This window comes from Paraburkholderia sp. IMGN_8 (assembly GCF_038050405.1).
Lineage (GTDB): Bacteria > Pseudomonadota > Gammaproteobacteria > Burkholderiales > Burkholderiaceae > Paraburkholderia.
Genome location: NZ_CP150900.1, coordinates 3,720,804 through 3,744,648, shown reverse-complemented (window position 1 = coordinate 3,744,648; position 23,845 = coordinate 3,720,804). Strand labels below are relative to the sequence as shown.

The 23,845-nt window shown below is 61.8% G+C and carries 18 protein-coding genes and 1 pseudogene; 12 read left to right on the top strand and 7 right to left on the bottom strand.

The features are described 5' to 3' along the window. Window positions 1-44 precede the first annotated feature (44 nt). The 4 genes from gmd to WN982_RS17050 all read left to right on the top strand — a co-directional run bounded on the left by gmd (window position 45) and on the right by WN982_RS17050 (window position 4,784). Window positions 45-1,163: a GDP-mannose 4,6-dehydratase gene (gene gmd / locus WN982_RS17065; protein WP_341313097.1), complete on the top strand. Its 1,119-nt coding sequence runs from the start codon at window positions 45-47 to the stop codon at window positions 1,161-1,163. A gap of 5 nt (window positions 1,164-1,168) precedes the next feature. After that, on the top strand, window positions 1,169-2,128 hold the full coding sequence (locus WN982_RS17060) for a GDP-L-fucose synthase (RefSeq protein WP_341313096.1): 960 nt from the start codon (window positions 1,169-1,171) through the stop codon (window positions 2,126-2,128). A gap of 115 nt (window positions 2,129-2,243) precedes the next feature. Continuing rightward, entirely contained in the window at window positions 2,244-3,386 is a 1,143-nt protein-coding gene (locus WN982_RS17055) for a glycosyltransferase family 4 protein (RefSeq protein WP_341313095.1), read from the top strand. Between the two features lie 57 nt (window positions 3,387-3,443). Next, on the top strand, window positions 3,444-4,784 hold the full coding sequence (locus WN982_RS17050) for a glycosyltransferase WbuB (RefSeq protein ID WP_341313094.1): 1,341 nt from the start codon (window positions 3,444-3,446) through the stop codon (window positions 4,782-4,784). Between the two features lie 31 nt (window positions 4,785-4,815). Here WN982_RS17050 and WN982_RS17045 read toward each other — a convergent pair whose 3' ends face one another. After that, a complete protein-coding gene (locus WN982_RS17045; protein WP_341313093.1) occupies window positions 4,816-5,334 on the bottom strand; it encodes a hypothetical protein in 519 nt (172 codons plus the stop codon). A 182-nt stretch (window positions 5,335-5,516) separates the two neighbouring features. Between WN982_RS17045 and WN982_RS17040 the strand changes: the two genes are divergently transcribed. Both WN982_RS17040 and WN982_RS17035 read left to right on the top strand, forming a co-directional pair. Then, window positions 5,517-6,191, top strand: coding sequence for a putative colanic acid biosynthesis acetyltransferase (locus WN982_RS17040; protein ID WP_341313092.1), 675 nt, complete (start codon window positions 5,517-5,519; stop codon window positions 6,189-6,191). 230 nt (window positions 6,192-6,421) lie between these two features. Continuing rightward, complete coding sequence (locus tag WN982_RS17035) at window positions 6,422-8,158, top strand: GMC family oxidoreductase (protein WP_341313091.1); 1,737 nt, start codon at window positions 6,422-6,424, stop codon at window positions 8,156-8,158. A 54-nt stretch (window positions 8,159-8,212) separates the two neighbouring features. Here WN982_RS17035 and WN982_RS17030 read toward each other — a convergent pair whose 3' ends face one another. Next, window positions 8,213-9,424, bottom strand: a complete 1,212-nt coding sequence (locus tag WN982_RS17030) for a glycosyltransferase (RefSeq protein WP_341313090.1) — start codon at window positions 9,422-9,424, stop codon at window positions 8,213-8,215. Then, window positions 9,421-10,917, bottom strand: a complete 1,497-nt coding sequence (locus WN982_RS17025; RefSeq protein WP_341313089.1) for a hypothetical protein — start codon at window positions 10,915-10,917, stop codon at window positions 9,421-9,423. Before WN982_RS17025 ends, WN982_RS17030 begins: the two co-directional genes overlap by 4 nt. Before the next feature lie 268 nt (window positions 10,918-11,185). On the opposite strand from WN982_RS17025, the gene WN982_RS17020 reads away from it, so the two are divergent. Continuing rightward, the gene (locus WN982_RS17020; RefSeq protein ID WP_341313088.1) at window positions 11,186-12,472 is read left to right on the top strand and encodes an acyltransferase; all 1,287 of its coding nucleotides are present in this window, start codon (window positions 11,186-11,188) and stop codon (window positions 12,470-12,472) included. Between the two features lie 39 nt (window positions 12,473-12,511). Here the strand turns inward: WN982_RS17020 and WN982_RS17015 are convergent, their stop codons facing one another. Continuing rightward, on the bottom strand, window positions 12,512-13,717 hold the full coding sequence (locus WN982_RS17015) for a glycosyltransferase (protein ID WP_341313087.1): 1,206 nt from the start codon (window positions 13,715-13,717) through the stop codon (window positions 12,512-12,514). A 323-nt stretch (window positions 13,718-14,040) separates the two neighbouring features. Between WN982_RS17015 and WN982_RS17010 the strand changes: the two genes are divergently transcribed. Continuing rightward, a complete protein-coding gene (locus WN982_RS17010) occupies window positions 14,041-15,294 on the top strand; it encodes an oligosaccharide flippase family protein (RefSeq protein ID WP_341313086.1) in 1,254 nt (417 codons plus the stop codon). Further along, entirely contained in the window at window positions 15,294-16,367 is a 1,074-nt protein-coding gene (locus WN982_RS17005; RefSeq protein ID WP_341315825.1) for a glycosyltransferase, read from the top strand. Before WN982_RS17010 ends, WN982_RS17005 begins: the two co-directional genes overlap by 1 nt. Window positions 16,368-16,407: 40 nt before the next feature. Here WN982_RS17005 and WN982_RS17000 read toward each other — a convergent pair whose 3' ends face one another. Beyond that, on the bottom strand, window positions 16,408-16,671 hold the full coding sequence (locus tag WN982_RS17000) for a hypothetical protein (protein WP_341313085.1): 264 nt from the start codon (window positions 16,669-16,671) through the stop codon (window positions 16,408-16,410). A 320-nt stretch (window positions 16,672-16,991) separates the two neighbouring features. On the opposite strand from WN982_RS17000, the gene WN982_RS16995 reads away from it, so the two are divergent. Beyond that, on the top strand, window positions 16,992-18,764 hold the full coding sequence (locus WN982_RS16995) for an alpha/beta hydrolase (protein WP_341313084.1): 1,773 nt from the start codon (window positions 16,992-16,994) through the stop codon (window positions 18,762-18,764). 16 nt (window positions 18,765-18,780) lie between these two features. Here the strand turns inward: WN982_RS16995 and WN982_RS16990 are convergent, their stop codons facing one another. Beyond that, window positions 18,781-19,338: a phosphatase PAP2 family protein gene (locus WN982_RS16990; RefSeq protein WP_341313083.1), complete on the bottom strand. Its 558-nt coding sequence runs from the start codon at window positions 19,336-19,338 to the stop codon at window positions 18,781-18,783. 1,033 nt (window positions 19,339-20,371) lie between these two features. Here WN982_RS16990 and WN982_RS16985 point away from each other — a divergent pair. After that, entirely contained in the window at window positions 20,372-21,817 is a 1,446-nt protein-coding gene (locus WN982_RS16985) for a sigma-54 dependent transcriptional regulator (protein ID WP_341313082.1), read from the top strand. 5 nt (window positions 21,818-21,822) lie between these two features. On the opposite strand, the pseudogene WN982_RS16980 reads toward WN982_RS16985, so the two are convergent. Continuing rightward, a pseudogene (locus tag WN982_RS16980) lies at window positions 21,823-22,131 on the bottom strand (cupin domain-containing protein); the annotation flags it as partial. 774 nt (window positions 22,132-22,905) lie between these two features. Between WN982_RS16980 and WN982_RS16975 the strand changes: the two are divergent. Beyond that, complete coding sequence (locus WN982_RS16975) at window positions 22,906-23,715, top strand: Crp/Fnr family transcriptional regulator (protein WP_341313081.1); 810 nt, start codon at window positions 22,906-22,908, stop codon at window positions 23,713-23,715. Window positions 23,716-23,845: the final 130 nt, after the last annotated feature.

The window sequence follows — 23,845 nt, the reverse complement described above, 5'->3', positions numbered from 1 at the left end:
CGCTGCGGCACCGGCATAACCATGTTCACCGAGGAGAATGCTTCATGAAACGCAAGGTCGCGCTGATCACCGGCATCACTGGACAGGACGGGTCGTACCTGGCCGAGCTGCTGCTCGCCAAGGACTACGACGTGCACGGCATCAAACGCAGGACATCGCTGTTCAACACAGACCGTATCGATCATCTTTACCGCGACCCCCACGATCCGGAGCAGAGGCTCTTTCTGCATCACGCGGACCTGACCGATTCGACGAGCATCTTGCGGGTGATCCAGCGCGTCGAGCCCGACGAAATCTACAACCTCGCGGCACAGAGCCATGTGGCGGTGTCGTTCGAGGAGCCCGAATATACGGCCAACGCGGACGGCCTCGGGGCTTTGCGCATTCTCGAAGCGATCAGGATTCTGGGGCTTCAGCACAAGACACGCTTTTATCAGGCCTCGACATCGGAGTTGTACGGTCTCGTGCAGCAGATTCCGCAGTCGGAGACGACGCCGTTCTATCCGCGCAGCCCGTACGCGGTCGCCAAACTTTTTGCCTACTGGACGACCGTCAATTACCGCGAGGCCTATGGTCTCTACGCGTGCAACGGGATTCTGTTCAATCACGAATCGCCGGTGCGCGGCGAGACCTTCGTGACGCGCAAGATCACGCGCGCCATGGCGCGTATTGCCGTGGGCATGCAGAAGACGCTGTACCTCGGCAATCTGTCGGCGCTGCGCGATTGGGGACATGCGCGCGATTACGTCGAGATGCAATGGCGCATGCTGCAACAGGAGCAGCCCGAGGATTACGTGATCGCCACCGGCGTGCAGTACAGCGTGCGCGAGTTCGTCCAGCATGCCGCCGCTGAATTGGGCGCCACGGTGCGTTTCGAAGGCACCGGCGTCGATGAAGTCGGGATTGTCGAGAAGGTCGAAGGACGCGAAATCAAGATGTCGCCGGGCGACGTGATCGTGCGCGTCGATCCGCGCTACTTCAGACCGGCGGAAGTCGAAACGCTGCTTGGCGATCCGTCGAAAGCGCATGCGCGTCTCGGCTGGCGGCCGACCACGCCGTTCAGCGCGCTCGTCAAGGAAATGGTGCGTGCGGACTATCAGATCGCGAGACGCGATGCGCTCGTCACGCTGGCCGGATTTACGACACTGGAACATCACGAGTGACTGCGATGAACAAACATGCACGCATCTTCGTCGCGGGCCACCGTGGCATGGTCGGCTCCGCGCTGGTCCGTCGCTTAAGCGCCGACGGCTATCGCAACATCGTCACGCGTTCCAGGGCGGAACTCGATCTCACGGATCAGGCTGCCGTGAATCGCTTCTTCGAGGAAGAACAGATCGACGTCGTGCTGCTCGCGGCCGCGCGAGTGGGCGGCATTCTCGCCAATGCGACGAAGCCGGGCGAGTTCATCTACGAAAACCTCGTGATCGAAACCAACGTGATCCATGCCGCGTATCGCGCCCATGTCGAGCGGCTGGTGTTCTTCGGCTCGTCGTGCATTTATCCGAAACAATGCCCGCAGCCGATTCGCGAAGAGTATCTGCTGACCTCGGCGCTCGAGCCGACCAACGATGCCTACGCGATTGCGAAAATCGCCGGCCTCAAGCTGTGCGACGCCTACAACCGCGAATACAACACCCAGTTCGTCGCGTTGATGCCGACCAATCTGTACGGTCCGAACGACAACTACGATCTGAACAGCAGCCACGTGCTGCCGGCGCTGCTGCGCAAGGCGCACGAGGCGAAGACAAGCGGCGCCGCCACGTTGACGGTGTGGGGTTCGGGCACGCCGCGCCGCGAGTTTCTGCACGTCGACGATCTGGCGGCAGCGACGCTGTTCGTCCTCGAGCACAACGTGACCGAGGGCCTGCTGAACGTCGGCGTCGGCGATGATCTGTCGATTCGCGAGCTGGCCGAATGCATCAGCCGCGTGGTCGGCTTCGAGGGCGAACTCGTATTCGATACGTCCAAGCCCGACGGCACGCCGCGCAAGCTGCTCGACGTGTCGCGGCTCGCGCGGATGGACTGGCGCGCGACGATCGGCCTCGAGGAGGGCATCGCAGCGACCTATCGGGATTTCGTTACATCGCACGCCGGTTCGACGCCCGCCGCTGCGCTGCACGCCTAGGCGCGCACAGCGAGCCATAGAACGCTGTTCCGGATCTTCAGGAACGCTTGGGGCTCTTCGCGCGGACAGGTCGCGCAACGAGCACAAAGACGATTTTTCGAGGAGTGGCATCAAAATGACAGCGTCAGTCACGATCTTTCACAACGTCGTGTGGTCGCGCCACAAAGGTGTTGTTTTCTCCGCCTTGCACAACATTTCGGCATCCGGCGCGATTCGCTACTCGATGGTGCAGATTGCGGATACGGAACACGACCGGGTCGGCTTTTCGGATGTCGACTACTCGTACCATCGCTATCCGATGCAGAAGCTGTTCGACGGTTGCTATGAAGACGTGCCGACGCTGAAGATGATCGCGCGGCTCACATGGGAAGTGCTGCGCGCCAGGTCGGATCTGATCATTCTGCCGGGCTATCACCGTCCGGAGTACTGGGCGATGCTTGCAGCGTGCATCGTGACCGGCAAGCGGCGCGCGGTGTTCGTCGATTCGACCGGACGCGACAAGCCCAAGAGGCTCCTCACCTCGATTCCGAAACGGGTGTTCTTCTCCCTCTGCGACGGCTACTTCGGTTTCGGCGAACGCAGCCGCGATTATTTGCTGTCGCTCGGCGCCAAGCGCGACAAGATTTTCGTGCCGTGTCAGGCCGCCGCGATGCCCGGGTCGTTCTCGCCGGAACGCGCGCTGGTCGAACGGGTCGCCCGCCGTGCCGGCAACCCGCCGGTATTCTTATATGTCGGCCGTCTCTCCGAAGAGAAGGGCATCGGCACGCTGATCGAGGCCTTCGCCGGATTGCGGCGGCGTATTCCGGCAGCGAAATTACACATTGTCGGCACGGGGCAGATGGCCGAAATGCTTCACACGAAGGTAGCCGAACTCGCGCTCGGCGACGCCGTGACTTTCGCCGGCAGTCTGCAGGACGAGCCGCTGACACACGAGTACTACGGTGCGACCTGTCTGGTGCTGCCGAGCTATAGCGAGCCGTGGGGGCTGGTCGTCAACGAGGCGCTCGCGCATGGCTGTCCGGCCGTCGTCAGCGAGAGTTGCGGCTGCGTTCCGGAACTGGTGATCGACGGCGTGAGCGGTTATGCATTCACCGCCGGCGACGTTGCAGGGTTGCAGCGCACGATGCTCAAGGCGATGGAGGCTTTTGCCGACGCCGGCGGAACCGCGCGTCGCTGTATGGATGTGATTCGCCGGTTCGATCCGCCTTCTGCCGCAGCCAACATCGCGCGCGGCTGCGCGCTGATGTTGAGCGACTGACGCGCGTCGCCCGGCCGAGTCGCGCAAGCGAAGTTCCAACACGTTCTGGCTGCCACCATGAAGATCCTTATCTACGGCCTCAACTACGCGCCTGAACTGACCGGGGTGGGCAAGTACACGGCGGAAATGGCGGCGCTTCTGGCCGGCGGCGGACACGAGGTGCGCGTAGTGTGCGCGCCGCCCTATTACCCGGAATGGCAGGTTGCGGACGGCTATTCGCCGTGGCGGTTTCACCGCGAGATGCGCGACGGCGTGACGGTTTGGCGTGCGCCGCTCTGGGTGCCGTCGCGGCCCAGCGGCGTGAAGCGGATGGTCCATCTGGCGAGCTTCGCGATGGCGTCGTTGCCGCTGCTCGCCTGGCAGGCGCTGTGGCGTCCCGATGCGGTCGTGCTGATTGCACCGACCCTGATGTGCGCGCCCGGCGCGCTTACGCTGGCACGCATCGCGAACGCTAGTGCGTGGCTGCATATTCAGGACTACGAGGTTGACGCGGCATTCGATCTCGGTCTGTTGAAGAACTCGCGCGCCGCGCGTTTTGCGCGCTGGATCGAAAGTGCGTTGCTGCGGCGCTTCGATGCGGTATCGTCGATTTCCCGCCAGATGACCGCGCGTGCGCAGACCAAGGGCGTGGACCCGTCGCGGATCGTGAGCCTGCCCAATTGGGTCGACGCTTCGACCATTTTTCCGCTCACGCGCGAGAGCGAATATCGGCGCCTGTTGCACATTCCGGATGGACAGAAAGTGGTTCTGTACTCGGGCAACATGGGCGCCAAGCAGGGCATCGAGACGCTCGCCGATGCGGCTGAGGCGCTGGCCGGACGCGCTGACGTCACGTTCGTTTTCTGCGGCAGCGGGGCCGCGAAACGGAGTTTGCTGGAGCGCTGCTCGGCATTGACGAACTGCATTTTCATTCCGTTGCAACCGGCGGAGCGTTTGAACGAATTGCTCAACCTGGCCGACATCCACGTTTTGCCGCAGCGCTGCGATGCAGCGGATCTGGTGATGCCGTCCAAGCTCACCGGCATGTTCGCGAGCGGACGGGCCGTCGTGGCGATGGCGCGTCGGGATACAGGTCTATTCGATGAGGTTTCGCCACGTGGCGTGGTGGTGCCGCCGGACGACGTGTGCTCACTTGCTGAGGCGATCAGCGCGCTGGCGAACGATCCCGAACGCCGTGCGGCGCTGGGCAGTGCCGGACGCGATTACGCCGAGCGCGCGCTATCGCCGCAGGCGTCGATTCGTACGTTCGAGGAGCGGCTCGCGGTGCTGGTTCGTGCGGCGGGCGGCGCGCGACGCGCAAAAGCCGTGGCGACGCACTCCGGCGCGGGGTCTTCGACTGCGGCCGTGGCGGCGAGGCGGAGCGAGGCGGCTACGGTGGAGAAAGCCGCGCCGGATTGATCCGGCACGCGGCGCTTTTATGAATGCGACATCACCACGGGGAACGGTAAACGCCGTGCTTGCCCGAGCCGGTGAGGTCGTACGGGTCGGCGTAAGTGGCTTTCGCCGCTGCTGCGGGCATCAAGGCGTCATTCGCAGTCGGGCGCGGCTGGCCGGCGACGCGTGCATTGCCGTTGGCGGCGGCCGGCGCCTTGATGCGCTGACCCTTGCCCGGAGCCGGCAAGGCGCCCGGACCCGCACCGGTCACGCTCATACGCTGCTCGTCGAGCAAGGCTGCCTGCTGGGCGTCGGCGGTATTGCGCTGAGGCGCATCGGCGGCGCCGTATTCCTGCGGGGCACCGAGCAGCTTCTCTTCACTCGCACGATGAGCCGCCCGGCCGTTTTTCGGAGCGACGGCGTTCATGCCGCCGCCGTAGCCCGGAGCCGTAGCGGCAGCCGCAGCCGGTGCAACCGGCGCGGGAGCGGCCGTTTGTGCGAGAGCCGGCACAGCGGCGCACCACGCGATTGCGACGAACAGCGAGGTAGCGGTGTGACGAAGCGAGGTGTTCATCGTTTTCCCCAGACAGATGCTGTCGCGATAAGCCTATCGTGCGCCAACCAGCACGCACGTAGCCGCCAAAACGCTTCCCTGTACGGCCATAGAGCAAAGTGCCGCGGAGAGCCGCAACATAATGGCACCACGCTCGGTACGAATGGGTATGTTTACTACCGCTCGTGGTCAGGAGAAAGATGATGGGTAACGTTGCCGACGATCCGCAGATCGGCCGCATGCCGGACGCACCCGACGCACCCGACGCACCCGACGCACCCGACGCACCCGATGCGCCGGCCGTGAGCGGCACGCGCGAGAATGGCCGCGTCATTGATCTGAGTCTCGCCGGAAAGGGCAACTATCGCGCGAAGCGCAGCGCCCTGATCGAACTCATATGGTTTGTCGTTGAAGCCTGTGTGATCAACAACAAACTGCTGCCTCTTTCATTTATCCGCGTTGCGCTGTTGCGCCTGTTCGGCGCGAAGATCGGCACGGGTTGCCGCTTCGTGCATCCGCTGCGCGTGAAGGCGCCCTGGAATCTCGAGGTGGGCAACAACTGCTGGTTCGGCGTCGATGTCTGGATCTACAACCAGGCCATGATCCGCATCGGCTCGAACGTCTGCATCTCCCAAGGTACGTTTCTGAGCGCAGGATCTCACGACATGAGCACCACGATGGATCTGCGCGTCGCGCCCATCGTCATCGAGGACGGTGTCTGGATTACGTCGAAGTGTGTCGTGCAGATGGGCGTGACGATCGGCCGCTCCGCCGTGGTGACGCCTTTGTCCGTCGTGCATCGCTCGCTCGAGCCGGAGGGCGTGTATGGCGGCAATCCATGCCGCTTCATCAGGAATCGTTTCGATTCCGTGGCTTAAAGCACAGATATAGAACCGCAGCGTCAATACGCTGAGGAGGCCTGGGTCGTTTCCCGCCGGGATGTCGGCGGCTGCAATGGGATTGTCGATTGACGATTGCCAGTCGATGCCCACTGTGGCGCCGATGAGGTGGTCGGAAACGACGTGTGCGCGGTTGCGCGCCAGCCCGGCTGGATGAGCAACCGGATTGACGCACTCAAGAACTGCATGAAGCAGAATGGGGAGCAGGGATGTTTATCGATACTCGCAATGTCGAACAAAACACGGTCATCGAAACGGCAGTCTGCATCATCGGCGGCGGGGTCGCGGGCATTACGCTCGCACGCGAGATGGCGAGGGCGGGGATCGACACCTGCATGCTCGAAAGCGGCGGCTTCGGCCCTGACGACGAAACGCGCGACCTCTATCGCGGCGAGAACGCCGGTCTCCCCTATTCATTTGCGGACGGTTCCCGCAGCCGCTACTTCGGCGGCAGCAGCAATTGCTGGGGAGGATGGTGCCGCCCGCTGGATCCGTGGGACTTCGAGAAGCGGGACTGGATAGCGCACAGCGGCTGGCCGTTCGGCCTCGACGAACTGGCGCCGTATTACGCGCGCACGCATGAGTTGCTGAAGCTCGGTCCGCAAAATTTCGACCCCGCTTACTGGGAGCGCGAGATCGGGCGCCACGACGTGCGCCGCATTCCGCTCGGGACGGGCGATATGCGCGATACGGTGGCTCAGTTCAGCCCGCCGGTGCGCTTCGGCAAGCTGTATCGCGACGAACTGTCCCGTTCGTCGCACGTGCGCGTGTTTCTGTACGCGAACGTCCTGAACATCGACGCCGACGCCCAGGCGTCGACCATTTCGCGGGTTCAGGTGGCGACGCTCAGCGGTCGCAGGATGTCGGTGGTGAGCAAGATTTTCATACTGGCGACCGGTGGCATCGAGAACGCGCGCATGCTGCTCGCGTCGAACAACGTAGAGGCCGCCGGGCTTGGCAATCGCAACGATCTGGTGGGCCGCTTCTTCATGGATCATCCGCGGATGATGTGTGGGAAAGTGCGTTTCCGCCCCGGGTTCAGGCGCAACAAACTGTACGACATCAAGTATCACTACCAGAATGCCGCGGTCTCCGCGCACGGTACGAAGATCTCCTCGCAGTTCGCGCCGAAGCAGGAGCTGATGGAGCGCGAGAAATTGCTCAATTCGCGCGTATGGCTCTATTCGCGCTTTTACGGCGAAGGCAGCAAAGGGTCCGAGGCGCTGATCCACTGCAAGGAGGCGCTGCTGTCCAAGGACCAGCCGGGCCGCAGCCTGAAGGCCGATCTCATCACGATGGCGTCGCATCCGCTCGACACCGTGGGATACGGCTTGACGCGGCTGTATCAGTGGCCGGCGCTGGTCACCGGCGTGACCCTGCAGGCAATCGTCGAAGCGGAGCCCAATCGTGACAGCCGCGTCACCCTGTCGGATCAACGCGACCGGCTCGGCATGCCGCGTGTCAAAGTGGCATGGCGGCTCGGCGAGCAGGTTCAGCGCACGTTCGACAGAACCTTCGCGTTGCTTGCGCAGGAGTTGCAGATGGCCGGGATTGCGGACGTCGAACTCGACGCGCCGCTCGAAGGCCGGCCGTGGTCCGAGAAGCTGGAAGGAACGTGGCACCACATGGGCACGACGCGCATGCATGATTCGCCACGCGAAGGCGTGGTCGACCGCAATTGCAAGGTGCACGGGATAGGCAATCTTTATGTGGCCGGCAGCTCGGTCTTTCCGACGGTCGGCGCCAACTTTCCGACCATCACGATTGCCGCGCTTTCGCTGCGGTTGGCCGGGCATCTCATCCGGCAACTCGATATGCCGGACATTGTGGGCAGCACCAGAGCCGACGCTGCCAACAGTTCCCCGATGACGATTCAGACGCAGGGTCAAATCGACAGCTTGCCGATCGCAGCCTCTACGTTGACGCCCTTGATGAAGGAACAGTAACCCGGAAGGCGCAATGACCCGGCCAGCCGGCGACGGGGTGCGACGCGCATCCTGTCACTGGCTATGTTGAGTCGCTTCTCGCAGAGCGGTGAGCGTGTGTTCGCGCACGTCGACGCTGCCCTGGGTTTCCAGCAGAGCCGTCAACGAGCCGACCATGGTTTCGACCCGAAAGCGCGCATGGAAGGTGCGGCATGCCTGCGCGCGCATGTTCGCGCGGGCCGCGTCGTCGAGTTCGTACCAGCGCACCAGATTCTGTTCGGTGCCCTCGATCGTGTCGGCGGCAACCAGGCCCGCGCCATCCGCTTCGATCTCACGCCAGACGTTGACCTTATCGGAGATCAGCGCCGGCAGCCCGCAGCCGAGCGCTTCGGCGACCGCTACGCCGAAGTTCTCCTGGTGCGACGGCAGAACGAACACGTCGCTTGCGTGAAACGCGCCCCACTTGAGATCGCCTTGCAGCATGCCAGGCAGGCTGACGCGGTGCGCGACGCCGGCCGCTTGTGCCCGCGCGCGCAGATGCGCGACCCAGCCGGTCTCGTCCGGTCCCGCGACGACGAGGTGCAATGCCGGATCGCGGCCGGCGATGCGCGCGAATGCATCGATCAGCAGATCACAGCCTTTCTTGGCATGCACGCGTCCGAGAAACAGCACGATGCGTTTGCCGCGCAAGCCAGGCACGGCTTGCAGGAACGCTTCACGTACAGACTCGGCATCGAGCGGCGGCACGGTCGTGCCGAACGGCACAATCCGTTCATTGGCCCGATATAGCCAGAAAGATCGCCGGGCGCGAGTGCGCTCTTCTTCCGTCGTAAAGATGACGGCGCGTGCGTCGCGCAGCACACGATATTCGGCCCATGGCCAATACAACCACTTCTTGAGGTGCTTGAGCGGGTACGCCTGTTTGAACCACGGATCGAGCATGCCATGAACGTACACGTAGTACGGCACCGCGCTTCGTCTGAGTGTCTTCCACGCGGCGAGGCCATGGTATTGCCACAGACCATGCACGATGACCGCGTCGAAGCGGCGCGCGTTGGCGTCGAGCCAGGGCGCGAGCCGTGCGCTGTAACTGTAGCGGCTAGCGACAGGGCCAAAGGCATGGACCGGAAACGGAAAGGCCGCGAGGTACGCGTCGCCCGGCGCATCGCAGGTGGCCACTTCGATATGGTGGCCGGCTTCTTGCATCGCTATGCCGCTGCGGCGCACGCCTTCTACGGGGCCGCCGGCGCGTGGATCGACGCTTGCGAGCAGGTGGAGAATTTTCATCGGGCGAGATTCGATCGGTTGACGCTGCGTGTCGACGGTGTACCGGACGCGAGCGGTCCGAAGCGGCCAGCCCCGGTCGCGGTGCTTGCCGGGCGTGAGATACCCAAGGTCGTTGCAAGATCCGAGCGGCCCATGCCGGGCTGGATCCTGCCGGGCAACTCCGGCAGGGTGGTCGCCAGGCGCACGCGCGGCGGCGTGTGAACGCGCTTCGGCCGGGCCGGAAGTGCGCGTTGCAGTCGCGCATGCGTGGCGATCATGAGGCCGAGCGCGATGCCGAATACCAGTCCCGAGAAACGTGGTCCGAGCGGATTGCCGCCTATCGAGGTAGCCGGCAGTGCGGCAAACAGCATGATGGCTCGCCCGAGTACGGGAAGCATCGGCGCGCCTGGCACGACAGCACGCCAGTGACGATAGGAGAGGAAACACATCGCCAGCGCGATCAGCATTACAACAGGCATGCCGATGCCGAACAGCAGACCGCCCGCGAACAACTGATACACCCAGAAATTATGACCGGCGGCCCATTCCCTGATCGCAAAGAAGTCCTTCTCGCTGATCTGATCGGCGAGATCCGGCAGGTAGGCGGGGGAGTAGCGATAGTAGTGCCCGAAGCCTGTGCCGAATAACAGCGTCTCGGGCGACTCGGTCACCTGGTCGAACTGATCGCGCATTTCGGCGAGGCGGGTGATCGTGGTCGGATCCTTGCCGGAGGCGGTGACCTCCGATGCAAAAATACGCTGCGTCCAGTGCTGGGTAATGGTTGGAAAGCTCAATGTCGCCACGCCTGCCACGCCGGCGATCACCGCGCAGGCGATCAGGCTGCGCGCCATCGCGCGCCAGATCTGCTGAATCGTTGGCGCGCACAGTCCCATGGCGATCAGGAACAGCAACACCGTGCCGACCAGCATGCTGCGTGTGACGCTCAGCAATTCGACGATCACGCTGAAGGCGAACACAGAGACGGTAAAAAAGGAAAAGCGCCTGGCAACGACGAATTCGTGCAGCAGCACGCCTTGCAGTCCCAACAGCGTCACGGAGACGATCCGGTAACGGACTTCCTCGAGACCGCCTGCCGTCGCCACGCCGTAGACGCAGGTGAAAACGAGGCTGATGGTGTTGGCAACGAACAGGGCTTTCTCGAACTGCGAGATTCTGTATTCGCTCCACGGATGGCAGGCCACGATGTAGCCCAGCAGGAACAGCAGGAACGGCAGCAATACCCGCAGGTAGTTGCCGGTGTCGTTGTCCTGTATCAGCTGGGCAACAAGGCTGCCGAACACGCACAGCGTCACGCTAGCGGTGACGAACCAGCGCAGGCGTGAGCGTTCGTGAAAGCGTGGCGCAATCAGCGCCAGAGCCAGCCCGGCGGCAAGCGCCGGGAGGACGAACACGAACTGGGCGAAATGGCCTGTGTTCGCGTCGGTCGCTTTGTAGTCCAGCGCTAGCGGTAACAGAAAAATCCATATCCACGGCGTCGCATACTGATGGCGCATTGTTGATCCTCCCCGGCGCCGTTGGTCTTTACCAGACGGTCTCGCGTCAAGTCATTGTGGGGGAATATCCCTGCTTGCCAATTACGCCTACCCGTTTCGTCGCCGATTGCCTGGGTTCTGGCGACTGAGGAAAGGCCGGCTGTTGCGAGACGCCCCGGGTCGCCCTCAGGTTGTCGGGCAATGCCTTGAAGTTGGCGCGCACGCGCGCGTTGCGCCACCGAAGATGCAAAAAGGGACATTGGCCCGCGGATGGTGACAGGGGAAGAACATGAAATTATTCGGCGGGGCGGGACCCGCAAGAGCCGGCAGGGCAGTCGAGCTCGATTTTGTCCGCGGTATCGCGATTATCGCGGTGATGGGGTTTCACTTTCATACTGTCCATACCAACAATTTTCTACTCCAGATCATTGAGTACCCGCTGAAAAATTTTGGACGTGAAGGCGTGAATCTGTTCTTCACGCTGAGCGGTTTTCTGGTGGGCGGCCTCCTGCTCAGGCAGTACGCTGAAAAAGGCCACGTCGACGCAAAGCGTTTTATCATCCGGCGTATTTTTCGCATCTGGCCCGCGTATTACGTACTGATCGTTTTCCATCTGCTGGCCGGCCGCCACCCGTGGAATACGTTTCTATTCCAGAACCTGACCCATCTTCAGAACTATCTGGGTACGTCGATTACCCAAACCTGGAGCCTCGCGGTCGAGGAACACTTTTACCTGGTACTGCCGGCGTTGCTGTTGCTGTTTGCCCGCTGGCGTCTGGGCGTGTGGACCATCGTCGGCGTGCTTTCCGCTATCTGCGCGGTGGTGCTCACCGCGCGTTGCTTCGCCGTGGCGGGTGGCGACCTGCAAGGCGCCTTCGCGTACACGCAATACCGGATCGACAGTCTGCTGGTCGGCGTGATTCTGTCCGCGATCTACTGGATGAGACCGGACGTCTATCAGCAGTTCGCAAAGCGCAAATGGATGCTGGTCGCGATCGTCGCGGTGCTGTGCGCGTGGCTCGCGTTCGCGACGAAAAATCTGGCGCTGGACGAAAGCATCGGCTATACGATTCAGGCGCTCGGTTTCGCCGCCTTGCTCGTGCTGGTGCTCGAGCATTCCGGATCGCTGCGCTCGTCGATGGTATATCGCGCGGTTGCGTGGATCGGCCTTTATTCTTACGGCATTTATCTATGGCATTCACTCGCGCTCGCGCCCGGCGATATGCTGATTCGCAAAGCAACCGCGCTCGGCCTGGCGCCGAGCCTGACGTGGATTGTCGCGCTTACGGCGCAGTTTGCGTTTGCCATCCTGATCGGTTACGTGACGACGCGCGCGATCGAGTTTCCGTTCCTGCTCATGCGCAACGCGCTTTTTCCGGAAAAGCGCAGCAGCGCGGTGCGCGAACAGGTGCCTGTCGCCGCTGACCAGCCACCCCGGCGTCAACGGCCTGTGCGGCCGGCCACTGAGGCGTCCAGTTCGACGACAGTCGAGCCTGCTGCCGATCCGCGCATTGCTGCGGTGCTCGCCGCGCGGCGCGGTGCCGAGCCGGGAGCGGGCGGCGAACCGGCCGGCTGATCGCGCCGGCGTGTGGGGTGCGGATATGGGTCGGCCGGATCAGGCCATCTGCTGAAGCAAGGTCTGCTTGAACTGACCGAGCGTATGCCGGGACAGCAGATCTTCCCTGGCGGACGGGACGGCCTCGGGCGCATGCGGCCACGAGGTCGCGATCTCGCTGATGGCCTTGCCTATCGACGCCGAGCTCAGGTCGCTCAATATCGGCCCCAGTTCACAGCGCCGGCTGAACCAGCCGATCAGCCCGTCTTCCGTTGCAATCACCGGCTTGCCGAAGCGGTACGCCTGCACGAGCACGCCGCTCATCCCGTAGTGTCCCTTGTAGCCCAGCCAGACCGCGTCGCAGGCGGAGAACAGGTCACGCTCGACGTCGTTGGCGATGAACGAGTCGAGTATCAGCGGCGCGGGTGCCAGGCTGCGGACATGGTTGCGCATGAAATGGCGCGTGCCTGCGTCCTGCTCGCCGGCGACGATCAGCGTGGGTGCATTGTCCAGACGCATCAACGCCTCGACGAGTTCGTAAATGCCTTTGCGCTCGGTAATGGCGCCGTACACCAGCAGGTAGCGCTGCATGGGGTCCAGTCCGAGCCGTTCGCGGGCGAGAACGGGGTTTTCCGCCTGCTCGTCCGGAAAGGGATCCGCGACATAGGCGACGGCCGCGCTTGCCTTCGATGCGCGGTGCGCTGCCCATTCCGGCAGCGTGGGATCGATGGTGAGCAACGTGCGCAAGCCCTCCGTTCGGATTGCGCGTTTGAAGAGTTGCGCCTTGATCGCATTGACCAATGGACGATCCGGCGCTTTGATGCCGACCTTGCGATGATGAAAGGTCGAGCGCATCGTGATGCCGATCCACGGCGTCTTGCGGAATGGCGAGCCGAGAAACGGCAGAGCATAGAGAAAATAATCGACGTAGGGAACGACCACCAGCCTGATCGGTTGCGCGTGGCTGACCACCTTATGCACGCGCTTGAAATAGCGGTGAAATCGCCAGTATTCGTTGGGGTCGCGCAGCAGGCCGCGGGGCCGCGCGTCAGGATCGACAAACGCGATTTCCACGTCAGGCCGGTTGGCGGCGACGATCTGTCTGGCAAGCCGATGATCTTCGTTGGCGCATTCGGTCGCGAGGATGCACGGATACCCGGCTTCCGCACAGGCCTGCATGGTCCACTCGACATAACGCCAGCGATGGCCGGTGAGATTGGGCTCCACAATCAGGACGTAGTCTTGTTCCATCGCGTCGGTTGGCATGTGCGTTTTGGCAAAGGCACCAGGGCGGCGAATTTTTCGCGTCGCTAGCAGAACAACGTTAGCACCGCGGGCGTGAGTGAACCCGTCAATCTGCCCCGTTCTGTGGGTAAACGTACTACAACGCAATAGCTTCGGCTGAAGCGGCCTAGCTGATGGCGGTTGTCGCCGATTCTCTCGCGGTAAGGTCGTGCCTAGAGTTCGATGAAAACGTCGCCAGCTTGCTGGTGCACCTCACTAATTATGCGCCGGCGGCATAACGCAGCGGTTCCGTTGAATCGTTGCGCAGCCGAGTCAACGGCGTTCCGATTCGACGGAGAAATAGCTTGCGGGCGATCAGGCTTCCGGCGTTCTCGATAGCGGCCAGCTTCGGCGCGAGTGCGGCGACTTGGGTGCTGTTGCAACAGTTCGCCGTGCGCGGACTGGTAGCGATCAAGTTTCTTGCGATTGGCCGCATGCTCGGACCCGCGGCGATCGGCAGCGTGAGCGTGGCATTGCTTGCGGTAGCGATAGCCGAGGCGCTGTCGGACACCGGCCTCGCGCAAGCGGTCATTCAAGGTGAACATGCGCCGACGCGTTCGCAACTCGGTGCGGTGTGGACGACCCTGACAGCGCGCGGTGTGCTGATCTCGCTGCTGTTGCTCGCGCTGGCGCCGTTGCTGGGCAGTCAGTTTCACCTCGACGGATCACTCGTGCTGCTGCAGCTTGCCGCGGCGCTTCCGTTATTGCGGGGCCTCGCGTCGCCTGCTTATTTTGTCGTGCAGCGCGAGCGGCGTTTCCAGCATATCGCCGGCGTCGAGGTGGCGGCGGCATTTGTCGATTGCTCGGTTGGGCTTGGCCTCGCGTACTTCGGCGCCGGCGCGGCCTCGGTGCTGCTCGGTCTGGTCGCCGGCGAAACGCTGAAAAGCACGCTGACCTGGCTGACGATGATGCCGCGCCCGCCGGTGCGCGCGGTGTGGTCGGGCATTGGTCAATACGTGGGCTTTAGCCGGTGGATCTGGGCAAGCAGCGTCATCAACCTGCTGCTGAATCAGTTCGACAAGGTGGTCGTCGGCAAGCTGCTCGGCCCGGCGCAACTGGGCAGCTATCAAATGTCGTCGAGACTCGCGCAGATGCTGCTGGCCGATGCGGCGATCGCCATGTCGCAATACCTGTTCCCCACGTTTGCGGCGCATCATCGCAGGAACCCGCGCGCCGCGTCACGGCTGATCAAGATCTATCTGCTGGTGATTGCGGTGGGGCTGGCGGGATTCGTCGAAGTGCTGAGGCTGATTGCGCAACCGCTGTTCTCCCTGATTCTCGGTGCGGCGTGGTTGCCCGCGGTGCCGCTGTTCAGAATTCTGGTGATCAACATGGCGATCGGCGCGTTGATTGCGGTGCTTGTCGCGTATCTGCGTGCGGTGGGTGACGCGAAGGCGACGGTGCATGCCTCGGCGATTCAGGTCGTCGTGCTGCTGATCAGCGCGCCTCTTGCGACGCACTGGTGGGGTGTCACGGGCATCGCGTGGTCGATGACGCTCGGCCTCGGCTGCGCCGCGGCATGGATGCTGTTTCGAACGCTGACTGCAAGGACTTCATGATGCGTGTCCTTCATCTGGTTCTGGCACCACGCCTGTCCGGCGCCGAAGTTCTCGCGAAGGATCTCGCCATCGATCAACGCGCCGATGGCATGGCGGTTTGCGTGGCATCGCTGTTGCCCTCGCATGCCGAATTCATGCCGTTGCAGGATGAACTCCAGGATCACGGTGTGCTGTGCTGGTTTCCGCAGCGGCGGCATCGCGTTGCCCGCAAGCTGTGGAATCTGTTCTTCGCGGTGCGCCGCTTCCGCCCGGACGTGATTTTCGCGCACGCCACGATTCCGTCGTTTTACGCACGCGCGTTGCCGCTTCGTGTCCCAGTCGTCTATGTGATGCACTCGGCGACCAACGACTTCGAGCGCCCGCTGTTCCGGCGCGTCGAACACATTCTCTCGGGACGCGCCCGGGCCGTGATCGGTGTGTCGCAGCAAGGCGTGACGGACTATGCTCAGGCAATCGGACCGCATCCGTCGATGAGCGTGGTGCCTAACGGCGTGGACCTTGCGCGTTTTACGTTCACCGAGGGCATCGAGCGCAGCGGCCGGGTGCCCCAGGTCGTGCAGATCGGCCGGTACGCGTCGGTGAAGAATCAGCTTCTGACGGTGCGTGCGTTCAGCGAGGTGCTCAAGCAGGCGCAAAACGCGCGCCTGGTGCTGTATGGCGTGGTCGAGGATCCCGACTATCAGCGCGCGGTAATCGAGCTGGTCGAGGAGCTGGGACTCGCGAAGCGCGTGGTGGTGGCCGGGCCGCGTACCGATGTGGCGACCGTGCTGTCTGAGTCGAATGTGTTCGTCATGCCGTCGCGCTCCGAGGCACACAGTGTGGCGTTTCTCGAAGCGTTGGCCTCCGGTATCCCGATCGTGGCGAGCAAGATTCCGTCGTTTGCCTTCGCGAACGGATTTCCCGGCGTGCAGCTCGTCGATACCGACGATGTGCAGTGCTACGCGGATGCCGTGCTGATGGCGCTAGGGCAGGCGCGCGCGCAACGCTCGCTGGCTGGCCTGACGCTCCGGGATACGGCGGATCGCTATCGGGCGATCGCGCAGCAGGTCTGTCTGCCGGTGCCGGCCCGCTAGTGCGCGCGGGCGGAGGGCTGTGCGTGCCGGCGCGGCAAGTTCAATGATGGTTGATGGCGAGGTTGCGCTCGTCGGGTGTCGGAGCGTCCGCGGGTGCCGGCGGCCACGCGCTCGCGAGTTCGGACTCGTGCATCTCAAGCGTGACGAGGCGCTGCGCTTCCTTGCTGCTCGAATCGATCAACAGCGCGTCGCCTGCCTTGTGCCACACGCAGCTCCATCGCGCGATATGGCCGCAGCCGCGCGCCACGCTCAACAGCGCGTCGTGCTGCTGCTCGCGCAGGAAAATTGCCTGTGCCCGGACCAATCCGTCTGCACAATGCCCTGAGTTCGCCACAGGGCAGTGCCATGATCGGGCCCCGCTCGCGCGCCGGATCGTATGTGTGGGAGCGCACTTAACGTTGGCGGGAAAGAGCGCTTACTGGGCGCGGTTGCACTGTGGGAACGCACTGTCCATGCCACCAGCAACCCAACTCTGACGCGAGACGCTAACCGCCATCAGGACTTAGAACAATGAAACCTGTCATTTTCAATGGGCATTTTGGCTGGCTGCATCCGGCCGATGGTAAAAGGGGCGTTGTGCTTTGCAACCCCTTCGGGCATGAGGCAATGTGGCTGCACCACGCAATGCGCGAACTCGCGCAGCGTCTTGCCGCACGCGGCGTTCCGGTTTTGCGTTTCGATTATCGGGGTACAGGAGATTCCGCCGATTGCGAAAGTCTGTTGTGTCCCAGCGATTGGGCCGACGAAGTTATCGAGGCGATCGACTACTTAAGGAGCATCACCGGCATAGAGCGGGTTTCCCTCGCGGGGTTTCGCTTCGGCGCAACGGTCGCTGCATTGGCGGCGCGCAAGAGCGAAATCGAATCAATTGCCATGCTCGCACCGGTTCGGTCGATGCGTCTTTTTTTGCGCGAAATGAACATCCTGAATCAGACCTGGCGACAGACTGCCGGTGTTGGCGAAAACCACGAGCACACGCCGCCCGGCGCGCGGGACATCCTGGGCCACCGAGTCAGTGCGGCGGCGCTTGAAACAATCGGCGATCTCGACCTGTGCAAGGAGCCACAGGTACCCGCGCAGCGGGTCCTCGTCGCTCATAGCGGCCAGCGCGATGGCAGTCACGAGCTCAGTGCCCACTTTGAAGCCAAAGGCGCCTGCGTGGAGTCGGTGGCCTTCGAAAGCTACACGCGGGTGCTCCAGCCCGCATGGCTGACCGAGCTCCCGGAATTGCTGTTGAACAGGGTGGCGGACTGGCTGTCGGAGGGTGTGGAGCCGTGTGTCCGTGCGCCGGCGGTGACAGTCGATGCGAGCCCAGCCCTCGTCACCACGTCCGCAATCGAATACCCGCTACACGTGGGGGACGGGAGCGTCTTTTGCATGCTGTGCGAACCTGCAATGCGGCACGCAGCGCCTGAGCACACGCCTGTGCTTCTGATTGCCAATACGGCCGCCACCCATCACGTCGGCGACGGACGTTTTGGTGTGGAGCTTGGACGGGAGCTTGTGAAGCGCGGCTTTGCGTCGTTGCGAATCGACGCCCGAGGGCTTGGCGACAGTTGTTGCGCGGCACGCAGCGGCGTTCCTGGCCAAACGGTCCTCGATGCGACGGGGGAGGACCTGTCCCGCGCGGTGGATTGGCTCGTGGGACGCGGTTACCGCCACGTCGTCGTTTTTGGTATCTGCGCGGGGGCATACGCGGCGCTGCAGGCGACGAGGCTGAACCGCGCGGTGCGTGGACTCGTTATGGTCAATCCGGTCGGCTTCGTCCTGCCGGACGGATGTACGATGCAAGGCGCGGCTGAGCGTAAGCTGGGGTCGCCGCGAGCGCACCTGCGCTCCATGGTGCGCGCCGGAAAATGGGTCGAGGTTATCCGCGGCCACGCGCGGCTTGGACTCGCCACGCGCACGATGTGGCGGCACGCAGTTGCGCAGATACAGGGCACGGTGGCGGCTTGGAGCGGCGAAGCACTGTGCTCGGCGACGGAAAGCCAGCAGGTCCGCAAGCTGTTTCAACGACTGGATGCGGACGGTGTTCACGTTCGTCTGCTCTTTAGCCCGCGAGACCATAGCCTCGACGAACTTTATATGCACTTCGGTGTGCACGGTCGCCGCTTGAAAAAGCTCTCACGTGTGCGTACGCTCATTGTCCGCGACATGGACCATGAGGTGCTGCATCGGATTGCACGGGAACATGTGATGGCCGTATGCGAGGAATTTTTGCACACGGTATTCCTTACCGCCGTCGTAGACGAAAAAATCTCCCCTGTGCCGAAACCGGTCGGCGCCGTGGTTGCATCGCTCTCAGCTACTGCCGGCAGCGGCGCGGGAAAAGATAGGGGCGCGAGTCGCGAATCGGACATGCCGGCAAGTTTGCCGCGGGCCAAAAAATCGGCGTGACGCGGCACGGTTCAGTCTAGCGAGTTTCAACCACTTGCCCTTTGCTCCATTGCGTCACTTCGGACGCAGTGCTGTCGATCCAGCCGGAAACGGGTATGACCTTGCCGTGACAAACCACGATGAGCGCCAGAGCAGTCGCTGCGAACGGCGTGGAGTCGTGCGTCGAAAACCTCCCAACTGAAAAGGTGCGCACGCGTGACTGACCGATCAGGCTGCATGTCATGCCGGCGATAAGCGTGCCGAGCAGCCACCCGGTCACGACCTCAGCGGTTGAATGAAAGCCCATGAGGACCCGCGACACGCCAATCGCCAATGCGCAAGCGAGGCCGAACAGGTAGGCCAGCACAGCAGTGCGTGGTTTTGCCTGAGTCGCGCAGATGCCGAAAGTCGTCGGATAGACCGCACTGGCTAGCATGGAATGACCACTGATGACCGTAAAGTTCAGCGCAGGTATTTCGACCCCCCATCCTGCGTGGGCAATCCTGCTTGCTGCGACGGCCAATACCCCCACGCTAAAACAGCTCGTCCAAACAACCAGTGGTCGCCACGCCCGCGTCGCTGCAAGCCACAGCATGACGACTCCTGCGAGTAGCGAAGTCAAGTAAGGATCGCCGAAATTGGTTATATAAGATAGCAGCCGCACAGTAACTCCTTATGTTGGACAGGTCGATTGACTTGCCTACAAACGTATTGGCGCGATCTGGCGCAAATTGGCGCTCAGCGAGAAACGAGGTGCTACGCACGCCTTACTGATGCACCCAATGGTCACGCTACACCCGGTCTTCGCTCAAGTTTTTGCGGGCGGCTTGAGCGCTTCCGGGGGACGCGCAGGCCCCGGCTTAAGATGCCTTGCCGGCTTATCCGCTTGGCTGGCGACCCGCCTGACCGACATGGCGCGAGGAAGGCTGTGCCGCAACCCCCTGACGTGCATGCCGTAGCCGGTTCGAGCCATTGTTGTCACATGTTGTTCCATTTTTGTCCGTGTAACATGATTGTGTGATTTAAACCGTGCGGCTGGGGACCGACGCGGCACCGATACGCTGCCCCGCGATCTCGATGTTTTTCTGTTTATTGTCGTAGGAATGCTGTGACCAGCGCGAGCGAACCAGGACGCGCGGCGCAAATAAGGGCGATAGTTTGGCGGATGCTGACACCGATAATGGACAACCCTAAGAAGGGTCAGAAATCCGCGCTATTCGTCTGATTTGACTTGTTCCTTTTTGGAGTCGGGGGGATGCGGTCAACATGTGCAGTTGTTTGAAACCATCAAAGAAGTCGTGGTATAAGCGTTTTTTCCTGATCGCCGACAACGGTCTGTACGCCAGACCGCTCAACTGTAGTTTGCAAACGGACGCTACCTCGCAGTAAAGAGTGGAAGATGCGTCCAGGTGGGTCTTGCCGCCTCGCCAACGGGTGGTTTGTCTGATAGTCAGCACCTGATTTGGTGACGTTCAACTTAGCCGACCAGTCAACATAAATTGCTGTTGCGTGGGATTCGATTTTATTTACCGATCCGCATACGACAATTTCAACAATCCGCAGACGAAACGCGGTGATAGATCCTGGCAATCCTGGGTAAATGATCATCAACAGGAAAAGGTTGCGATTTGAATAAACAGTTTTATCGGTCGTTAGTTTATGTTTCCCGTTCACCCGAGCGGGGGCTATGCGACACGCTCGGACAACGCGGCTGGGACGTCGCGGCGCTGAGGTCGGGCCGGGAGGCCAGAGCTCATCTCGCCGCGCGTCATCCGACCGTAGGCGTGTTTGACTTCGCGAGCGGTTTCTCGTCACACGAACTTGCCGGTTTCAAATCTTGCTTCGCCACGGCGGGGATAGGCTGGGTCGGCATCCTGGCCGCGCCTCAGCTAACGAACGAACTTCAGCGCGGTGTGATCCGCCGGTATTTCTCACGGTTTGTCACCGTTCCTTATGAACTAGACAGCATTGCCGATGCTATCGGTCATGAGCACGGCATGGTGGTACTCAACGCGGAAACGGATGCGCTCACGGTGCGCGATGAAATAGTCGGTACCTGTCCTGCAATGAAAGATCTGTTTCGCGCCATAACCAAGGTTGCGAACAGCGAGGCGCCCGTGCTGATTTCCGGCGAGTCGGGTACGGGTAAGGAATTGACGGCCATGGCTATTCACAAGCGTTCGGTACGGCGCAATGGCCCCTTGGTGGTGATCAATTGTGGAGCGCTTCCTTATCATCTCGTGCAATCCGAGTTATTCGGGTATGAACGTGGAGCCTTCACGGGTGCGTTCCAACGCAAAATTGGCCGCATCGAGGCCGCGCACGGCGGCACGCTGTTCCTCGACGAGATCGGTGATCTTCCATTGGAAAGTCAATCTATCGTGCTGCGTTTTCTGCAGGACAGGAAGATCCAGCGGCTCGGAGGCACGGAGTCGATCGATGTGGACGTGCGGATCATTGCCGCAACTAACGTCACGCTTGAAAAAGCCGTCGCAGAGCAAACGTTTCGCGAAGATCTCTATCACCGGCTGTGTGTGCTACGCATTGCTGAGCCGCCGCTCAGGAAGCGTGGTGAGGACATCGAGGTACTTGCGTATCACATGCTGGAAAAATATCGCTCTGACGCCTCTCATCAGATCCGCGGATTCTCCGACGAAGCGATCAAGGCGATGTACGCGTATAGCTGGCCCGGCAATGTTCGCGAGCTCGTGAACCGCGTCCGTCGCGCGATCGTGATGTCGGATGGGCGCGTGCTTGGCCCGGCCGATCTGGAACTGGACTATATGCTGAGCGAAGGCAACAACACGCTGACCCACGTGCGCGAAGCCGCGGAAAAAAGGGTGATTGAAGCGGCCCTCCGACGTCATCGCGGCCGGTCACGTCCCGCAGCCCGCGAGCTCGACATCTCGCGTGCGACGCTGTACCGGCTGATGGCGAACTACGGCGGCCGTGCGCACCAGGACAGCACTGCCGCTTCCACGCGGACCCCGGCTGTCCCTGCCGCATGCGACGAGGAACAGGAAGAGTGGAAGGAACGCTACGCCAAAGTGGGCAACGCCCGGCGCAAAGATTGAGCGCGTCAGGAAGGCATGCGCCCATAGTTGTCCTCGAACCGGACAATATCATCTTCGCCCAGATACGCACCGGACTGCACCTCGATGATCTCAAGCGGTGTCTTCCCCAGGGTGCTCAGGCGATGCACCGTGCCGGGCGGAATATAAGTCGACTGATTTTCACTTAGCAGGAAGGTCTTCCCGCCGCACGTCACCTGCGCTGTCCCTCTTACGACGACCCAATGCTCTGCCCGGTGATGATGCCTTTGCAGGGAGGGGCTCTCGCCTGGCTTGACGACGATACGCTTCGCCTTCCCCTCGACCGCCTCCAGCGCCGCCGCAGTAAGCGCAGGCGCTGTGTTGTGCGCGGACGGTTCAGGGAGAATGCGAGACGGTTTGCCGCACTCGCTCAGCTGTTCGGCGCTGCGTAGTGCTTCTCCCCAGATTCAGACAACAAACGATAAACGAGAACATCATATGTTGGTGAAGAGAGCCGCTCGGTTCGGATTCGAACTTAACGTTTTGCGACGTAGGTGGGTAATGTGGAACAAATGGTTAGCTATGCCAATCGTTGTGTGGTTTCGAGTGGCCATTCGTATGATTAGACAGCGCAATGAAAGGACGACGAATTAATTCCTTAAGCTCCTGAGGTTCTGGGGTCAAAAGGATGGTTCAGAAGTGAGACACTTTTCGGTCGAAGGCTGGGTGTTCGTTTCTGCGACCTCGCTGCGCGCGCGGCGCATTTAGAGGCCCTAACTTCTGGAGCGGCCCGCAGGGCGTACGTTCACCCAGATCTGCAATGCGACGCAGCAATTAGCGCACCACGTCACAGAAAGTTTGTTGACTCGTAAAGTCGTTCAGATGTGAGACGGTTCGCGGACGGAATCGGGCCCCAACTCGGCCTCTCATAATTAATTGCATTAAAAACAAGCATTTAAAACGTATGGCACGCCTTTGGCTAATCATGGCTCGCCAATGAGGCAATGCTTTCGGGCATTTCGACCTGATGCTGCAGTAGGACTATCGCAGTGCAGTAATTTTTGGGCGGTAAACCGTTGCCCTCACACTTTGCATGCCTTCTGGCATGCGAAGACTAGCCGGAAACGACCATGCTCGACTTTACGAATGAACAACTCGCGAACCATCTGCTAGCTGTCGTGCCAGAGACCGAGATGGCATTGATGGCTCCTCACCTCAAGCTTCAGCGACTACGTGCTGGCCAATTGCTCTCGGACTCAGGCGAAACCGTCAAACAAGTGTATTTCCCGACTACCGCTATCGTGTCGATGGTCTTTTTGATGGCGGACGGCGCAACTGCGGAGGTGGCTGCTATCGGTAACGAAGGTGTGATTGGCGTTCCGGTGTTGATGGGCGGAGTGACCATGCCCAACCGCATCGAAGTGCGCAGCGGTGGCTATGCGTACTCCATGAGCGCTCAGGTCTTCAAGCGCGAGTTCGAGCGGCATGGCCCCGTCCATAAGCTGATGCTGCTTTACATCCAGGCGTTGCTCACCCAGATCGCTCAGAGTGCGCTGTGCAACAGGCACCATCACATCGTCAAGCAGGTCTGCACCTGGCTCCTGCTCACCCATGATCGACTGAAGTCGGACGAACTCATCGTCACTCAGCAACTGATCGCGACCATGCTCGGCGTCCGTCGAGAGGGCGTGACGGAAGCGGTCGGCAAGCTCCAGGAAGCCGGACTGGTCAGCATGCGTCGAGGTCACATTACCGTGCTCGACCGCGAAGGTCTGGAAGGGCATGCCTGCGAGTGCTATGGGATCGTCAAACGGGAATTCCGCCGGCTGCTGCTCGCCAGTGCAGAAGAGAAAGAAGGCGGCATACCGGTTGCGTCGGCGCTGCTCATGCACAGCAGAGACAGAGAGCGCGAACTCCACTCGGCCTACAGCGGACGTTGACGCGTGAAATGTGGCTGGTCAGCAACCCGGATCCGCTGCGTACAGGCGGCAGCGATTGAGCAATACAGGCGCGCTCCTATCCGAAGCAGCGCTGCTTAAAACACGCTTGCGTGCTCCGTTCAATCGCGCA

What these genes read in the sequence shown, in the direction of transcription:
- WN982_RS17055 (WP_341313095.1), top strand. Translation starts at nt 2,244, where the DNA reads ATGACAGCGTCAGTCACGATCTTTCACAACGTCGTGTGGTCGCGCCAC.
- WN982_RS17060 (WP_341313096.1), top strand. Translation starts at nt 1,169, where the DNA reads ATGAACAAACATGCACGCATCTTCGTCGCGGGCCACCGTGGCATGGTC.
- WN982_RS16995 (WP_341313084.1), top strand. Translation starts at nt 16,992, where the DNA reads ATGCGCGAACTCGCGCAGCGTCTTGCCGCACGCGGCGTTCCGGTTTTG.
- WN982_RS17030 (WP_341313090.1), bottom strand. Translation starts at nt 9,424, where the DNA reads ATGAAAATTCTCCACCTGCTCGCAAGCGTCGATCCACGCGCCGGCGGC.
- WN982_RS16975 (WP_341313081.1), top strand. Translation starts at nt 22,906, where the DNA reads ATGCTCGACTTTACGAATGAACAACTCGCGAACCATCTGCTAGCTGTC.
- WN982_RS17020 (WP_341313088.1), top strand. Translation starts at nt 11,186, where the DNA reads ATGAAATTATTCGGCGGGGCGGGACCCGCAAGAGCCGGCAGGGCAGTC.
- WN982_RS16990 (WP_341313083.1), bottom strand. Translation starts at nt 19,338, where the DNA reads ATGCTGTGGCTTGCAGCGACGCGGGCGTGGCGACCACTGGTTGTTTGG.
- WN982_RS17040 (WP_341313092.1), top strand. Translation starts at nt 5,517, where the DNA reads ATGGGTAACGTTGCCGACGATCCGCAGATCGGCCGCATGCCGGACGCA.
- WN982_RS17050 (WP_341313094.1), top strand. Translation starts at nt 3,444, where the DNA reads ATGAAGATCCTTATCTACGGCCTCAACTACGCGCCTGAACTGACCGGG.
- gmd (WP_341313097.1), top strand. Translation starts at nt 45, where the DNA reads ATGAAACGCAAGGTCGCGCTGATCACCGGCATCACTGGACAGGACGGG.
- WN982_RS17005 (WP_341315825.1), top strand. Translation starts at nt 15,294, where the DNA reads ATGCGTGTCCTTCATCTGGTTCTGGCACCACGCCTGTCCGGCGCCGAA.
- WN982_RS17045 (WP_341313093.1), bottom strand. Translation starts at nt 5,334, where the DNA reads ATGAACACCTCGCTTCGTCACACCGCTACCTCGCTGTTCGTCGCAATC.
- WN982_RS17025 (WP_341313089.1), bottom strand. Translation starts at nt 10,917, where the DNA reads ATGCGCCATCAGTATGCGACGCCGTGGATATGGATTTTTCTGTTACCG.
- WN982_RS17035 (WP_341313091.1), top strand. Translation starts at nt 6,422, where the DNA reads ATGTTTATCGATACTCGCAATGTCGAACAAAACACGGTCATCGAAACG.
- WN982_RS17015 (WP_341313087.1), bottom strand. Translation starts at nt 13,717, where the DNA reads ATGCCAACCGACGCGATGGAACAAGACTACGTCCTGATTGTGGAGCCC.